General features: G+C 66.1%; 15 protein-coding genes. 7 read left to right on the top strand and 8 right to left on the bottom strand.

Going from position 1 to position 15,435, the window contains the following annotated elements; genetic code table 11:
- The first annotated feature begins 247 nt into the window (after positions 1-247).
- A complete protein-coding gene (locus tag U4960_RS02560; protein ID WP_324262049.1) occupies positions 248-2,197 on the top strand; it encodes a polysaccharide biosynthesis protein in 1,950 nt (649 codons plus the stop codon).
- Between the two features lie 21 nt (positions 2,198-2,218).
- On the opposite strand, the gene U4960_RS02555 is transcribed toward U4960_RS02560, so the two are convergent.
- Together U4960_RS02555 and U4960_RS02550 are read right to left on the bottom strand one after the other, a co-directional pair.
- On the bottom strand, positions 2,219-3,019 hold the full coding sequence (locus U4960_RS02555; RefSeq protein ID WP_324262048.1) for an enoyl-CoA hydratase/isomerase family protein: 801 nt from the start codon (positions 3,017-3,019) through the stop codon (positions 2,219-2,221).
- Positions 3,020-3,021: 2 nt separating this feature from the next.
- The gene (locus U4960_RS02550) at positions 3,022-3,447 is read right to left on the bottom strand and encodes a PaaI family thioesterase (protein ID WP_324262047.1); all 426 of its coding nucleotides are present in this window, start codon (positions 3,445-3,447) and stop codon (positions 3,022-3,024) included.
- Positions 3,448-3,565: 118 nt separating this feature from the next.
- Between U4960_RS02550 and U4960_RS02545 the strand changes: the two genes are divergently transcribed.
- Together U4960_RS02545 and U4960_RS02540 are read left to right on the top strand one after the other, a co-directional pair.
- Positions 3,566-5,158 (top strand): fatty acid--CoA ligase, encoded by a 1,593-nt coding sequence (locus tag U4960_RS02545; protein ID WP_324262046.1) that lies wholly within the window; start codon positions 3,566-3,568, stop codon positions 5,156-5,158.
- A gap of 22 nt (positions 5,159-5,180) precedes the next feature.
- Positions 5,181-5,690: a VOC family protein gene (locus tag U4960_RS02540; protein ID WP_324262045.1), complete on the top strand. Its 510-nt coding sequence runs from the start codon at positions 5,181-5,183 to the stop codon at positions 5,688-5,690.
- 126 nt (positions 5,691-5,816) lie between these two features.
- On the opposite strand, the gene U4960_RS02535 is transcribed toward U4960_RS02540, so the two are convergent.
- Positions 5,817-6,200, bottom strand: a complete 384-nt coding sequence (locus U4960_RS02535) for a hypothetical protein (protein WP_324262044.1) — start codon at positions 6,198-6,200, stop codon at positions 5,817-5,819.
- Entirely contained in the window at positions 6,197-6,730 is a 534-nt protein-coding gene (locus U4960_RS02530) for a carboxymuconolactone decarboxylase family protein (RefSeq protein ID WP_324262043.1), read from the bottom strand. The genes U4960_RS02535 and U4960_RS02530 overlap by 4 nt, the downstream gene beginning before the upstream one ends.
- 146 nt (positions 6,731-6,876) lie before the next feature.
- Here U4960_RS02530 and U4960_RS02525 point away from each other — a divergent pair, with 146 nt between their 5' ends.
- Positions 6,877-7,233, top strand: a complete 357-nt coding sequence (locus U4960_RS02525) for a nuclear transport factor 2 family protein (protein ID WP_324262042.1) — start codon at positions 6,877-6,879, stop codon at positions 7,231-7,233.
- Positions 7,234-7,357: 124 nt separating this feature from the next.
- Here U4960_RS02525 and U4960_RS02520 read toward each other — a convergent pair whose 3' ends face one another.
- The 3 genes from U4960_RS02520 to U4960_RS02510 are packed head-to-tail and all read right to left on the bottom strand — an operon-like array spanning position 7,358 to position 9,625.
- The gene (locus U4960_RS02520; RefSeq protein WP_324262041.1) at positions 7,358-7,888 is read right to left on the bottom strand and encodes a nuclear transport factor 2 family protein; all 531 of its coding nucleotides are present in this window, start codon (positions 7,886-7,888) and stop codon (positions 7,358-7,360) included.
- Positions 7,885-8,286 carry a putative quinol monooxygenase gene (locus tag U4960_RS02515; protein ID WP_324262040.1) on the bottom strand — a complete coding sequence of 134 codons (402 nt, stop codon included), beginning with the start codon at positions 8,284-8,286 and terminating at the stop codon, positions 7,885-7,887. Before U4960_RS02515 ends, U4960_RS02520 begins: the two co-directional genes overlap by 4 nt.
- Positions 8,287-8,299: 13 nt before the next feature.
- Positions 8,300-9,625: a cytochrome P450 gene (locus tag U4960_RS02510; protein ID WP_324262039.1), complete on the bottom strand. Its 1,326-nt coding sequence runs from the start codon at positions 9,623-9,625 to the stop codon at positions 8,300-8,302.
- Positions 9,626-9,746: 121 nt separating this feature from the next.
- Here U4960_RS02510 and U4960_RS02505 point away from each other — a divergent pair, with 121 nt between their 5' ends.
- The 3 genes from U4960_RS02505 (at position 9,747) to U4960_RS02495 (ending at position 13,954) form a co-directional block, all read left to right on the top strand.
- The gene (locus tag U4960_RS02505) at positions 9,747-10,334 is read left to right on the top strand and encodes a carboxymuconolactone decarboxylase family protein (protein WP_324262038.1); all 588 of its coding nucleotides are present in this window, start codon (positions 9,747-9,749) and stop codon (positions 10,332-10,334) included.
- Between the two features lie 10 nt (positions 10,335-10,344).
- Positions 10,345-11,619 (top strand): cytochrome P450, encoded by a 1,275-nt coding sequence (locus U4960_RS02500; protein WP_324262037.1) that lies wholly within the window; start codon positions 10,345-10,347, stop codon positions 11,617-11,619.
- A gap of 145 nt (positions 11,620-11,764) precedes the next feature.
- Entirely contained in the window at positions 11,765-13,954 is a 2,190-nt protein-coding gene (locus tag U4960_RS02495; protein WP_324262036.1) for a TonB-dependent receptor, read from the top strand.
- Between the two features lie 78 nt (positions 13,955-14,032).
- On the opposite strand, the gene U4960_RS02490 is transcribed toward U4960_RS02495, so the two are convergent.
- Positions 14,033-15,214: a saccharopine dehydrogenase family protein gene (locus tag U4960_RS02490; protein ID WP_324262035.1), complete on the bottom strand. Its 1,182-nt coding sequence runs from the start codon at positions 15,212-15,214 to the stop codon at positions 14,033-14,035.
- Positions 15,215-15,435: the final 221 nt, after the last annotated feature.

The raw sequence follows: 15,435 nt of genomic DNA, 5'->3' as shown, positions 1-15,435 counted from the left end.
AGTCTTGGCAGTGCCGCATTTAGCGGCTAACCCCCTGCTGCCTGTAACTGCGGCAACCGATACTGATCGCAGACCTGGCAAACGGGCAGTGCCAGGGCCGCTTCGTGGCCCGGGCACCCCGGGGGTCGTCTTTGCCAGAGCATGGCACCAGTCCCCCTGCTGCGCATTGTGGCAGGGTTGATCACTGCGGGAACCCAACCGGTCCCGCGCAGTAACGAACGACCACAGGCGAACAACCGATACCGATATGCTGACCTCCCTCACCAATCTTGCCAGTGAACGCTTCAAGTCGCTGCTCCAGCGCCTCGCCGTGCTGCCGCGCGTGGCCAAGCAGGGCATTGTCTTCGCGCTCGATTTCGTCCTGCTGATCCAGTCGATCTGGATCGCCTACTCGCTGCGCATCGACCAGTGGATCCTGTGGGACCGGGCCGTCATGCAGTTCACGATCGGGGCGGCCCTGTTCATGGTGCCGGTGTTCCTGATGACCGGCGTCTATCAGGCGATTTTCCGCTATGTCGGGCTGGGGATGCTCAAGACATTGCTGCGCGCCGGGTTTTTCTATGGCCTGGCGGTGTTCGCGGTGTTCACCCTGGTGGGCGTGCCCGGAGTGCCGCGCACGCTGGGCCTGCTGCAGCCACTGGTGTTTTTCTGCCTGGTCATGGGCCTGCGGGTGTTCGCCCGCTTTACCATGGTCGACGTGCTCGGCCGGACCCGGTTCGGCGGGCAGATCCGGCGCGTCCTGGTCTATGGCGCAGGACAGGCCGGCCAGCAGCTCGCCAGTTCGCTGCGCTCCGACGCCGAAATGGAGGTCGCCGGCTATATCGATGATGACAAGCGGCTCGACGGGCAGAAGCTGGATGGCATTCCCGTCTACTGGAGCCGCAGGCTGCCTGAAGTGATTGCCGCCACCGCCGCCAGCGAAGTGCTGCTGGCGCTGCCCAATATCCGCCGCAGCCGCCGCCGGGCCATTGTCAGGGAACTCGGAGAGCTCAAGATCAAGGTCAAGACCCTGCCCCAGATGCGCGATCTGGTGGCAGGCGAAGTGACCATCAACGATGTCCGCCCGCTCGATATCGAAGACCTGCTGGGTCGCTCGCCGGTGCGGCCGAACGAGCTGCTGCTGGGGCGCACCACGGTCGGCAAGACGGTGCTGGTGACCGGCGCAGGCGGCTCCATCGGCAGCGAATTGTGCCGCCAGATCGTGCGGATGCGCGCCAGCAAGCTGGTGCTGTTCGAGATGAGCGAATTTGCGCTCTATGCAATCCACAAGGAACTGAGCACCTTTGCCCACGATCAGGCAGCGGGCCAGATCGAGATCGTGCCGGTGCTCGGCTGCGCCAGTGATCGCCAGCGCATGGACGAAGTCTTTGCCGCCCATGCCATCGACACTGTCTATCACGCGGCAGCCTACAAGCATGTGCCGCTGGTCGAAGCCAATCCGCTGGAGGCGATCCGCAACAACATTCTCGGCACCCGTGCGGTGGTTGAGGCTGCCCATGCCGCCCGGGCCAAGGATTTCATCCTGATCTCGACCGACAAGGCGGTCCGCCCGACCAACGTGATGGGCGCGACCAAGCGCGCGGCGGAGCAGATCGTCCAGGCTTTTGCCAAGAGCAACGGGCACACCCACTTCTCGATGGTCCGGTTCGGCAACGTGCTTGGCTCGAGCGGGTCGGTGGTGCCGCTGTTCCGCCAGCAGATCGAGGCGGGCGGGCCGATCACCCTCACCGACAAGCGGATTACCCGCTATTTCATGACCATCCCCGAAGCCGCCTCGCTGGTGATCCAGGCCGCCGGGATGGCGCGCGGCGGCGAAGTGTTCGTGCTCGACATGGGCCAGCCGGTCAGGATCGCCGACCTTGCCCGCACTATGATCCAGCTGTCCGGCCTGACCGTGCGCGACAAGGACAACCCCGATGGCGAAATCGAGATTGCGGAAGTCGGCCTGCGCGAGGGGGAGAAGCTCTACGAGGAGCTGCTGATCGGCAGCGATCCGCAGGAAACCAGCCACCCCCGCATCCGGATGGCGCGCGAAAACCATCTCGACTGGACAGAGCTGAACCGGTGCCTGACCATGATCGTGGAAACGCGCGATCCGGTCCGGGCGCTGGAGATACTCCGCCAGATCGTGCCCGAATTCGAGCACCGGCGGGACAACGGGCCTGCTGCGGCCTCGGGCGGTAATCCGGCTGCCTAGCCGTACCCGCTTACAGGCGCCCTAGCGGTCCCGGTACTGCGGCGGGCGCTTCTCGGCAAAGGCACGGGTGGCCTCGCGGAAATCCTCCGTCTGGCCGAGCATGACCTGCTGCCGGTCTTCCAGCGCCAGCGCCGCCTCGAACCCGGGCGCATCGATGTTGCGGTTCAAGGCGTCCTTGGTCAGGCGCAGCCCCATCGGGCTGGTCATGAGCATGTCCTGCGCCAGCGCCATCCCGGCATCGAGCAGCGCGTCATGATCGACCACGCGGCTGACGAGTCCCGATGCCAGCGCGCGCTCGGCGTGGATGAAGTTGCCGGTCAGCAGCAGCTCCGCCGCCAGCGAGGCACCGACCAGCCGGGGCAGGAAATAGCTCGATCCCATGTCGCACCCGCCGAGCCCGATCTTGATGTAGGCCGCGTTCATCTTCAGGTCCGGCGCAGCAATCCGCACGTCGCTGGACAGCAGCAGCGAGAAGCCCCCGCCGCAAGCCGCCCCGTGGCCGAGTGCGATCACCGGCTGCGGGCAGCTGCGCATCAGCTGCATGACCGTGGCAATGGCGCGCTGGGTCTTCCACCCGGCCTGGACCCCGCCCATGCCCGGCTCGCGCGGCCAGCTGTCGGGCGAGAGGTCCAGCCCGGCGCAGAACGCCCGGCCTGCCCCGCGCAGGATCACCACCCGCACCTCCAGCCGCTCCTGCAAGCCCCGGAAATAGTCCTGCATGGCCGCGATCAGCCCGGCGTTCATCGCGTTCAGCCGCTCCGGCCGGTTGAGGGTCACCACCTCGATTGCCCCGTGCGTCTCGACCAGCAGTTCATCAGCCATCGTCATGCTCCCTTGCGGTGCAGGGTGAAAACCCCGCTCATCGTGGCCAGCGTCTCGCCGCCGCGCGCGATCCGGCCCGAGACATGGGCGCTGCGCCCGCCGATCCGGTCAATCCGCGCGTCGGCCACCAGCCAGTCCCCCAGCCGTGCCGGGGCGAGGAAATTGGTCGTGAGCGAGGCGGTCGCCACCGGCACCGGCGGGTCCTCCGAGGCGAACGCCTGATAGGACAGCGCAACATCGGCCAGCGTGGTCAGCACGCCGCCGTGGGCCATGTCGCGGTAATTCATGTGGTGCGGTGCCATCCGCAGGCCGACCAGCGTGCGCCCTTCGGCCGGCTTCAGCCAGTAAGGCCCGCCATGGTCGAGGAAGCCCGGAGTGAACCGCGCCGGGGCAAAGCCCTCCAGCCGCGCCTCGTCATCCTCGACCATCTCGCTCTCCCTGCTATGAATTGTGCCAATCCCGCGCGCGGCCCCTGCCGCCTAGGGCTAATCTCCGGCACAGGAAAGCTGCACAAAGCAACCGAGCAGAAGGGCGACAACCAGCAAAATGGACATCGACACCATCCTCCAGGCCGAAACGCTGGCCGAAGTGATCCGGCTGCACGGCCAGGCCCAGCCCGATACAGTCGCCTTCACCTTCGGTGACGAGGAGCTGACGTTCGGCGCGCTCGACGCGGGCAGCAACCGCGCGGCACAGGCCCTTGCCTCATTGGGCGTGACGAAGGGCGAGCGGGTTGCCTATCTGGGCAAGAACCACCCGCTCTATTTCGAGGCGCTGCTGGGTGCGGCCAAGCTGGGCGCGGTGATGACCCCGGTCAACTGGCGGCTGGCCCCGCCCGAGGTCGCCTATATCCTGGACGATTGCCAGGCGCGGGTGGTGTTCGTGGGCGAAGGTTTCGCCGCGATGGTCGAGCAGGTGCGCGGGCAAGTGCCCCGGCTCGAACACGTGATCAGGATCGATGCCGGCGCGCAAACCGCTGCCGATTACCGCGCGTGGCGCGACAGCTTCCCGGCAACCGATCCGCAAGTGCCACTGGTGCGCGAGGACGACCTGCTCCAGCTCTACACCTCGGGCACCACCGGGCGGCCCAAGGGTGCGGTAATGACCAATGGCTCGATCCTCTCCAGCCGCGATGCGACGGGAAGCGAGGGCGTGCTGCGGCCGTGGCAGGAACCGGTCGAGGGAGACGTCACCCTGCTGGCCATGCCGTGCTTTCACATCAGTGGCACCGGCACCGGCATCGGCACGATCGTGGCGGGGACCAATTCGATTGTCCTGCCCGAATATGATCCCACGCAGGCGCTGGACCTGATCGCCAACTACAATATCTCCAAGATCTTCCTGGTGCCCGCAGCGATCCAGATCCTGCTCAACCACCCGCGCGTGGGCGAGGTCGATTTCAGCCGGTTGAAGACGATCACCTATGGTGCCTCGCCGATCCCGCTCGAACTGATGAAAGCGGCGATGGACCGGATCGGCTGCGGGTTCGTCCAGATGTACGGGATGACGGAGACCAGCGGCACGATCGTGGCGCTCGACCCGGAAGACCACGTGCCCGAAGGCAGCCCGAAAATGCGCTCGGTCGGCAAGCCGCTGGCGGGGGTGGAAATCAAGATCATCGATGCCGATGGCAACCCGCTCGGCCCCAACGCAGTGGGCGAAATCGCCACCCGCTCGACCAAGAACATGAAGGGCTACTGGAACAAGCCCGAGGCGACCGCCGAGACAATCGACGCCGAAGGCTGGCTGCGGACCGGCGATGCGGGCTATCTCGACGAGGACGGCTATCTCTACATCCACGACCGGGTGAAGGACATGATCATCTCCGGCGGGGAGAACGTCTATCCGGCCGAGGTCGAGAACGCGATCTACGCCCACCCCAAAGTGGCTGACGTGGCCGTAATCGGGGTGCCCGACGACAAGTGGGGCGAGGCGGTCAAGGCCTGCGTGGTGGTCAAGCCCGGCGAAAACCTGACCGAGGCCGAGGTGATTGCCCACGCGCGCCAGCACATCGCGGGCTACAAGTGCCCCAAGTCGGTCGACTTCATCGATGCCCTGCCGCGCAATCCCAGCGGCAAGATCCTGCGCCGCGAACTGCGCGCGCCTTACTGGGAGGGCAAGGACCGGGCGGTCAACTGACATGCTTCCGGGTGGTCTGGCCGTGCGCCAACTCGCCTACGCAGTGCAGGACGTGGAGGCAGCGGCACTGGCGCACCACCGGCGATTCGGCTCCGGCCCGTTCTTCGTCCTGCGGCATGTGGCGCTGGCGCGCTCCGAGCATCGCGGGGTCGAGCGCCCGTTCGACCATTCGAGCGCCTATGGGCAGTGGGGCGGCGTGATGGTGGAACTGGTCCAGCAGCACAACCCCGATCCGAGCGCGGTGCATGACATCTATCCGCACGGATCGGGCCAGGAAGGGCTGCACCATGCGGCGCTGTTCGTCGACAATCTGGAGGCGGCAATCGCGCAGTTTGCAGGCGAGGGGATGCCGCTGGCGCAGCTATCAGTCACGGCAACGGGCACCGCATTTGCCTTTATCGATGCGCGGGAGCAAATGGGACACATGCTGGAACTGTACGAGCCGAGTGACGTGCTGACGGGCTTCTACGCGATGGTGGCGGAAGCAGCGCAGGGGTGGGACGGGTCCGACCCGGTGCGGGCGCTGGCGTAAGCTCCACTCTTATTTCGTCATTGCGAGGCCGAAGGCCGCGGCAATCCAGAGCGCTGCGCGCAAACGCTCTGGATTGCTTCGCTTCGCTCGCAATGACGGGCCAGGAAATGGGAAGGACCGGTGGCCCTAGCCCTGCTCCACCAGCTCCGGCAGCCCCACCAGCCCCGCGCGGCATTCAGCATCGGCCAGTGCCGCCACCACCGAGAACGCGACATAGCCCGGCTCGCCCAGCGCGGCGACCACGGCGGCGGCCTCGGCATCGGTGATTGCGGTGTGCTCGAACGGCATGCGCCGGGCATACGCGAGGCAGGCCTGCGTACCGGCGTCGAGCGCGGCCTCGTCGATCGGCGCGGCCTCCGGGTCGGCGCAGCCATGCACTGCCGCAATCGCCTGGCGGACCATGGCGACCAGCGCCGGGTCGAGCGCCTGGTGCGCGGCTTCGCGGAACGCGGCATAGTGTGCGGCCAGTTCGGGCCGGGCCGCCAGTGCGGCAAAAACCGGCCCGCTCATGCCGCCTGCTCCAGCGGCGCAGGTGTGGGCAGCACGGTGCGGGCCATCGCTTCCGGTTCCAGTCCCATGGTGATCAGCGCCTTGGCGAGGGCAAGGAACAGGCTGACCCCCAGGCCCAGCTCGGCAATCTGCTCCGGCGTGAGATGGCGGGCGAGTGCCGCGCGGGCATCGCCGGTGAGCAGGTCCGGATCATGGATCAGCGCATCGGTGAATGTCAGCGCGGCCTTTTCCGCCTCGGTCAGCCGGGCGGAGGCCTCGTAGCCATCGGTAATGTCGTCCAGCACGTCCTCGCCCAGCCCCTGGGCCACGGCCTTGTCGAACCGCACCTGGCGGCAAAAGCCGCATTCGGTGACCCGGGCATTGCGCATCCGCGCCACTTCCTTGATCCGGGCCGAGAGGACATCGCTGCCCCAGAACGCGCCGTAGAGGGCGAAAAACCTGGCCGACAGTTCCGGCTGGTGGGCCAGCACCGTGCCGAAGTGGGCTGGCTCGCCGGGAACGGCGGAAGATACGCGGGGGGTGGTGGACATCGGGCCTCTCCTTGCGCGGCACGATAACAGCCCCGGCCTGTCCCCCGCCCTCGCCATTTTCACAGGGCAGCCGCGCACCCGCATCGTGGCACACTGGCGCCGATGCTGCACCGACACTGCACCGACACTGTGGGGGGAGAGAACAAATGCCGGGACAAGCACAGCGGGTGATCGAGGAGTTCTGGCGCATCCAGGACGATGGCGACTACACCCGACTGGTCGACCTGTTCGCCGAGGACGCCCTGCTGGAGGACCCGATCTGGGGCCGCTACGAAGGGCGCGAGGCGATCCTCGGTTTCATGACCACCATGGTCAGGGAAATGGGCACCCGCAAAGTCCACTTCACCGTCGACGAAATCTGCGGCGATGACCATGCTGTGTGGGCGCGCTGGACCATGCACATGGAAGGCGCGCCTTCACGCGGCGGGGTGGGCATCTACAAGGTGACAGACGGCAAGCTGACCTATTACCGCGACTATATGGACCCGGCTGAGGAGGGGTAGGCCCGCGGCCTGCCCTCGCCAACCCGTCATGGCCGGGCCGCAGGCCGCGGCAATCCAGAATGGTCATGCGTCGGGCTCTGGATTGCTTCGCCAGCTTCGCCTCCTCGCAATGACGAGCGAGAAGCTACATCCTCCGGTAATCGGCGTGCCCGCTGGCGATGATCTGCAGCACCGGCAGGGGGAAATCGGGGTTGGGTTCGTTGGACGGCTGATCGTCGAGCGGGGTTTTCCAGTCCATGATGTATCGCCGCCGGGCGATCCGCCACTCGGCCCCGTTCTCCCCCGTCCGCCGTTCGAACGCGTCGAGGTAGCGCCCGCCGTAAAGCCCGCCTGACCAGGTGCCGTCGTCCTGCTGCCGGATCCCCGTGGCCATGCCATAGCATTCGACCTCGGCATGATCGGCCGAATCGAACCGGATCGCCGGGGTGGAGAGCAGGTGCCAGCGCCGCTGGCTGGCGCGCTCGATTGCCATCACCACCGGCACGAATTCCGCCGCGCTGCCGGTGAAAAAGCCGTAGTCGATATGCGCGTCGGGCCAGTAGCAACCTGCCTGCCCTTCATCGTCGAGCCAGTCGAGGGTGCGCGAATAGCGTTGCAGAACCTCGGTAATGGCCTGCTTGTCGAGCAGGTCCTGCAAGGCCGTATCCCTGCTCATGCGCGTGCGCTCCACCAGCCGGGAATGCTGAGCGGGAAGCGTTCCTGCGCGGTCCGCATCGCCGCGCTCGCATCGTCGGGCAGGGCGGGGTCCTCGGTCGGGGCAAGTCCGCCGCCTGCGCCCTTCACCGGGCCCACATATTCGAGTTTGATATCGGCCAGCACGTCGGCGAAATCGTGTCCTTCGTGGTGATCGGACATCTGGTGGTGGTAGAACGCCCACTTGTCCTTGAACGACAGCAGGCAGTAATAAGCGTTCTCCTCCTGCCCTTTCCAGTATTCATAGCGGACCACGCCTTCCTCGGTGGCGAAGGTCTCCCTGACCATGTCGGCCATGATCGCTTCCCACTTGGCCTCCTTGCCGGGCTTGATGCGGATATGGGCGAGCAGGGTAGCCATCTGTCAGGTCTCCTCAGGCGGGGGTGAAGTCGAGGTGCAGCTCCAGCGTGCCGAGCATGATGCCGGGTTGGTGGAGAAACGTGTTGCCGGGGGCATAGGCAAAGTCGGCCAGCCGGTCGGCGAGGCGGTTCCAGGCAATGGTCTGCTCCAGCCGGCTCAGCCCTGCGCCGGGGCATACGCGCGGCCCGGCGGAGAAAGCGAGGTGCCGGGTGACCGCCTTGCGATCCAGCCTGAGCTCCTTCGGATCCTCGAATTCGTCGGGATCGACGTTGGCCGCGCCGTAGCGCAAGTGCAGCGTGGACCCGGCGGGTACGGCGACCCCCTGGAACACCTCGTCCTGCGCCGTGATCCGGGTGGAAAGGCCCTGCGTCGGGCTGCGCAACCTCATCCCTTCCTCGATGAAGGGACGAATGAGGTCGCGATCGGCGCGCAGCTGCGCGAACAGCCCGGGCCGTTCCACCAGCAGCTGGGCCTGTTCCGCCAGGGCATATTGCGTCGTCTCCAGCCCGCCGATGACCATGGCATAGACCACGCCGTTGATCTCGTCGTCGGTCAGCCGCCGCCCCAGCGCGGTGTATTCGACCCGGTTCAGGAAACTGATCATGTCGTCTTGCGGATTGGCCCGCTTCGCCCGGACCTGATCGCGCACATAGTCCGACATGCCCGCCAGCAGGCGGAACTTCTCCGCCGTCTGCTCCGGCGTCAGCACGTTGTTGTGCCCGCAGCCATGGACATAGGACATGACCTGCGCATTGCCCCACACCTCCAGCTGCGGGACATCCTCCAGCGGGAAGCCGAGCACGCTGGCCATGGTGCGCTGCGGCAGGGGGCGGGCGAATTCGGCCACGAAATCGACTGGCCCGCCGCGCCCGATCCATTGCTCGATCAGAGCGTCGACATGTCCGGCAATCATCGCGCGGTGACGACCCGCTCCGGGCCCGACCCATGGATCAGTCAGCTCCTGCCGGTGCGCGCGCCACAGCGCCTGGGTCGGTCGCAGGGAAACGATCGACTGCACCATGGCATCGAGATCGGGCATCTCGCGCGGCAATTGCCCTGACTGCTGGATATGCGCCACCAGCAGGTCGAGCGTGGGCGGGAAGCGGGTCCAGTCCTTCACCACCCGGGAAATGTCGGCGTGCCTGGTCAGGATGAAGGCGTCACGATCAGGCGTCAGCCCTTCGCCCGGCAGGCGCAGCACCGGCGCCTCGGCATGGAGAATGTCGTAGGCCTCGTACCAGTGCTCCGCCGCGCCCGGTCCGAACAGGTCGACATCGGCCACCGTGCGGGGGCAAGCCATCGGGCTCAGCTCGTGGTTGGGGTGCCGCTGCGCCTTCATCTCACCACTGCCTCTCCCGGCGGCAGGCGCAGGCTCATGCTCTAAACCGCCAATTGCCGCTGCCCTGCTATCGCCCCAGCCTGCCCCCCTTAGCCACAGGCGTTTTTGGGAGTGCAGGCAGATGGGCCGGATAGCCAAGGTCGAACCCGGTGAATGGGACCCGCGCCTGCGCGCCGCAATCCAGCCGGACAACCTGACCGATCTGGAGCAGGGCCTGACCCGCTACTTCGCCCACTGCCCGGAACAGGCCCTTGGCCTGATGGCGTTCGGGGGCGCGCTGAAACTCAATCGCAGCCTGCCCGACCGGCTGGTCGAGCTGGTCCGCCTGCGCATCGCTTTCTTCAACCAGTGTCGCAGCTGCATGGCGATCCGGTATTCCGACGCGGTGGCCGACGGGGTGGACGAGGCACTGGTCTGCTCGCTCGAACGCCCGCAGGAGGCGACCAACCTCTCCCCTGCGGAGAAAGTCGCGATCCGCTACGGCGAACTGATGGCGACCGATCACCTGGCCATCGACGATGCACTGCACGCCGAATTGCGCGCCCATTTCAGCGAAGCGGAGATCGTCGAGCTGGGGATGACCTGCGCCTTCTTCGTCGGATTCGGGCGGCTCGCGGCCACCTGGAAGATGGTCGAGGAACTGCCTGAAGCTTTCAGACAAGCCGAAACCATCGCCCCCTGGGGGCAGGATTCGGTGCAGGTGCGATAGGGAACACACCATGGCCACCACTGCCGACAGCCTGAGCATCAACCTGTTCGATCCCGAACTGCAGCAATGCCCCTATGACGCCTACAAGCGGCTGCGCGACGAGGCGCCGGTCTACAACATTCCGGGCACGCAGATCTATGTCGTCAGCCGCTATGACCACGTGCGCGAGGTGCTGCTCGATCCGCAGCGGTTTCCGTCCACCGCGCGCAGCGAATCGATGCGCGCCAGCCCGGTCGATCAGGAGCGCGGGCGCAAGGTGGCGGAACGCTTCAAGGAGAAGGGGTGGCTCCCCGCGCCGACGCTGGCCGGGCGGGACGACCCGAACCACAAGCAGATGCGCGCCATGTTCAACGAGGCGTTCAAGCCGAGCCGGATCAAGCAGATCGATCCGCGGGTCGAAAGTCTCGCCTACGAGCTGATCGACAGCTTCCTGGCCGATGGCCACTGCGAGTGGGTGCGCCAGTTCTGTGTGCCGCTGCCGCTGTTCATCATCGGCGAACAGATGGGCGCAGCCCGCGAAGACATGTGGCGGATCAAGGGCTGGACCGATGCCTTCTTCCACCGCATTTCGCTGATGCTGCCGGAAGACCGGCACCTGGAAATGGTCGACCGGGAGATCGAGGCGCAGCACTATTTCCAGCCGATTTTCGAGCGCCTGCGGCAGCACCCGGATGACAGCCTGATCAGCGTGCTGGTCAATACCGTGATCGGTGGCTGGGGCCGACCGCTCAACGACAACGAGCTCCATGCCGAGATGATGGCCGATACCTTCGTCGGCGGCAGTGAGACCACCACCAATGCGCTGGCGGCCGGGATGAAGCTGCTGATCGAGAACAAGGACGTGTGGCACCAGCTCAAGTCCGATCCCGACAGGTACATGAAGACCTTTGTCGAGGAAGTGGTGCGGCTGGAAAGCCCGGTCCAGTCGCTGATGCGCTTCACCCATCAGGACGTGGAACTTGACGGGGTGGCGATCCCGGCCGGATCGGTGGTCAACGTGCGCTATGCCGCCGCCAACCGCGACGAGCGGTTCTTCGCCTGCCCGGACAAGCTCGACCTCGACCGGCCCAAGGCAGGCGCGCACATGGGCTTCGGTTCCGGCACGCACCACTGCCTGGGCGCCCCGCTCGCCCGGCGCGAACTCGCCTGGGGTTTTACCGCCGTGGTCGACCGGTTCGAGGATATGCATTTCGCAGACGGGAAGAATGACTTCACCTACCACCCGCATTTCCTGCTCCGCAGCCTGAAGGAACTCCATATCGCGTTCGAGCCACGGAAACGCTGACACGGGCATTCCTGCGCGGCTTTGTCCTGCCCGATCGCACTGACAGCAGCCGACACTGCGGTGCCCGCCGCCGCTTGTCGTGCGAAATCGTCGTCCTGCCGAAAGCGCTTTTCTTCCCGCCCCAGGATCGCTAACGGCCTGCGTTATGTTGTATCATTCATCAGCGCGCAACCGCGCCATCTCGCCCGCCCTCTCTCTCCTTTCTGTCGCGGCAGCGCTCGTTTCGGCCCCTGTGCTGGCCCAGCAGGACAAACCGGCAGATGATCTCCATGACCGCTCGGTTGACGGCTCGGGGGAAATTGTCGTCAGCGCCATCGGCGTGACTCAGCTGGACGTGCTGGCAGGCACTTCGGTGCTGGAAGGTGCGGACCTCCAGCGCAATCACGAAGGCCAGATCGGCGACATGCTGGTGAAGTTGCCGGGCGTTTCCGCCACCAGCTTCTCGCCCGGTGCATCACGCCCGGTCCTGCGCGGGTTCCAGGGGGAACGGGTGCGGGTGCTGGTTGACGGCATCGGCACGACCGACGTCTCCAACACCTCGGTCGACCATGCCACCACGATCGACCCGCTGACCGCGGAACGGATCGAGGTCCTGCGCGGCCCGGCGGTGCTGCTGTTCGGTAGCCAGGCGATTGGCGGCGCGGTCAACGTGATCGACAAGCGCATCCCGCTGCGCCGCATGACCGAGCCGTTCCATCTCGATACCGCCGGCGCGATCGATACCGCGTTCGACCTGCGTGAGGCCGGCGCCTCGCTCGACGTCCCGCTGGGCCAGAACTTCGTCTTCCACGCCAGCGGCGGCTGGCGCGAGACCGACGACATGCGCGTCCCCGGCTTCGTGGTGGCGGACGGCCTGCGCGCCGAGCTGCTGGCCGAGGCCGACGAGGAAGAGGAAGAAGGCGAACTGGAAGAGGCCGAAGAGCTGCGCGAAGCGGCCAACGCGCGCGGCACTCTGGCCAACAGCGCGACCCGCACCTGGTCAGCCAACACCGGCTTCGCCTTCTTTGCCGGCGAAAGCACCCTGGGTGCCGCAATCGGCTGGTACGACACCCGCTACGGCGTGCCGATGCGCCCCGGTGCCGGGCATCACCACGGCGAGGAAGAGGAGCACGGGGGTGAAGAACACGGGGGCGAAGAACATGAAGGCGAGGAAGGCGAAGAGAACGAAAACGTCACCATCGACCTGAGGCAGTTCCGCGCCGACCTGCGCGGGCGGCTGGCACTTGGCAACGGGTTCTTCGAAGCCCTGAACACGCGGGTGGGCTATTCCAACTATACCCACACCGAGTTCGAGGGCGACGAGGTCGGCACCGTGTTCGACGTCAAGGGCATGGAAGCGCGCGCGGTGCTGGAACAGGCCAACCGCAACGGCTGGCGCGGGTCGCTGGGCGTGCAGTACTATTACCGCGATTTCGATGCCTTCGGGGCAGAGGCCTATGTCCCGAAGAACCGCACCGACCAGTTCGCGGTGTTCGGCCTGCAGGAAGTTCCGCTCGGCCCGGTCCAGCTTGAACTGGCTGGCCGATACGAAACCACCGATGTGGAATCGCGCGTGATCGGCGCAGCACGGTCGTTCGATACCTTTTCGGGCGCGGTCGGCCTGGCCCATGAAACCGAGCAGGGCCTGCGCTTCGGGGTGACCGGCCACCGCGCCGAGCGCGCGCCCAGCGCGGAAGAGCTCTATTCCAACGGACCGCATATCGCGACCCAGGCCTTCGAAATCGGCAATCCCGACCTCACCACCGAACGGGCCTGGGGCGTAGAGGCCTTCGTGCGCGGCCGGGTCGGTCCGGTCAGCGTCAACGTGGCGGTCTATCGCAACTGGTTCGACAACTTCATCTACCTCAACGAAACAGGCCTGGAAGAGGACGAACTGCCGGTGTTCGAATACCTGCAGGGCGATGTCGACTACATGGGCGTCGAAGGCGAAGTCAGCGTGCCGATCGTCGACAGCGGCCCGTTCCGGCTGATCGCCGATCTGCGGGGCGACTACATCAAGGCCGAACTGTCAGACGGCACCCCGCTGCCGCGCATCCCGCCGCTGCGGCTGCTCGGTGCACTGGAAGCCCAGACCGAGCGGTTCGAGGTGCGCGGCGAGGTCGAATGGTTTGACGGCCAGGATCGCGTGACTGCCTTCGAAACGCCGACCGAGAGCTTCACCCTGGTCAACGCCTCGATCGCGTGGAAACCCTTCCGCGGGGACAGGAATGTGACCGTGCTGCTGCAGGGCAACAACCTGTTCGACGTGACGGCCCGCCGCCACGCCAGCTTCACCAAGGACTTCGTCCCGCTGGCTGGCCGCAACGTGCGGCTGAGCGTCAGGACCAGCTTCTAAGGCGCCCACATTCGGGGATCGGACCACCCCCCCGGGTCTGCCAGTTCACATCCGTGAACCCGGCAAGCGTCGCCGGGATCAGTCTTCCACTGCGAAGCTGATCTCGGCGTGCGTCCGCAGGCGCTCGACCAGAGCTTCGCCCAGGAACGCGCCCGGCGTGCCGACGCCGCCTTCGGCCTCGCTCTCCAGCAGCGCCATCCCGGTTTCCGCCAGCATCCGGCTGGTCGAGCCATAACCCGGATCGTAGCGGCCCTTGACGCCGTACCGGATCGTTTCCCCGCCCGGCATCTCGCCGACGAACACCACGTCATAGAAACCGTTCTCGCGTTCCTCCGGGGTCGGCCCCTCGCCCGGCTTGGGCGGCTTGGCGCCAAACGGGTTCTTGAGCATCTCGACCACGGCATTGGCCGCCGCCTTCCCGGCTTCGCCCGGGCTGGTCAGCATCATTTCGTCATACTGGAAGTCGCTGCCCCAGGGGTGGCCGAGCAGGAAGTTGGTCCGGTGGACATTCTTGGTGTTGATCGTCGCCATGATGAAGGGTGCGGCCCAGCGGCCCAGGTCTTCCTCGTAATGCGGCATCATGCCGGAGGGCTGGTCAGCGCCTTCAAAGCCGGGGGTCAGGCCGAACGGATTGTTGAGCACCTTGATGATCGAGGGGTTCTTCGCTGCCGCCTTGACCGTGGCGGTCAGGCTGGCCGCCGTGCCGCCGGAGAAGGTGCCCTGCATCGAGCGGACCCGCCCGCGCACCCGCGGCGCGGCCTTGCCGAATCGGGCCTTTGCCTCCTGCTGCAACATCAGCACGCCCAGATCGAACGGGATCGAATCGAACCCGCTGGAAAAGCAGATCCGCGCCCCGCTGGCTTTGGCCGCTTCGTGGTGCAGGTCGATCTGCTCGCGCATCCACGCCGGTTCGCCGCACAGGTCGGCATAGTCGGTCCCGGTCTTGACGCAGGCGGACACCAGCGCATCGCCATAGAGCTGGTACGGACCAACTGTAGTCAGGACGACTTTCGTACGGCCGCACATCGCGTCGAGGCTGGCCGGATCGTCGGCATCGGCGACCACCAACGGGGTATCCGCAGGCGCGCCGATTGCGTCGCGCACTTCCTGCAGCTTGGTCAGGCTGCGCCCGGCCATTGCCCATTTTGGGGCATCCGCGTTGCCCGCATATTCGCGCACGAAATGTTCGGCCACGAGACGGCCGGTATAGCCGGTGGCGCCATAAACGATGATGTCGAATTCACGCGGGTCACGGGTCATGCGGATTCTCCTCGGGTCGGATCAGATACGGCACAGTGCGGTGAACGGGCACCGGAAGACTTGACACTTGCTTGACGAACTTGACACCCTGTCAATTTCGCTCTGTACATTCATCATACTGATTAAAAATAATTTTCTGCCCTTGCTCGGGCCTCCTGCCAATTGACTGCCCCCCGGGGGGCAGAGGTTGGCCGGGCAGCCCTGCCCCAAGCGTTCTGCGG

The sequence above is a fragment of the Altererythrobacter sp. H2 genome (assembly GCF_035319885.1).
Lineage (GTDB): Bacteria > Pseudomonadota > Alphaproteobacteria > Sphingomonadales > Sphingomonadaceae > 34-65-8.
The sequence above is the reverse complement of the archived record's forward strand: the minus strand, read 5'-3'. Positions and strand labels throughout refer to the sequence as shown.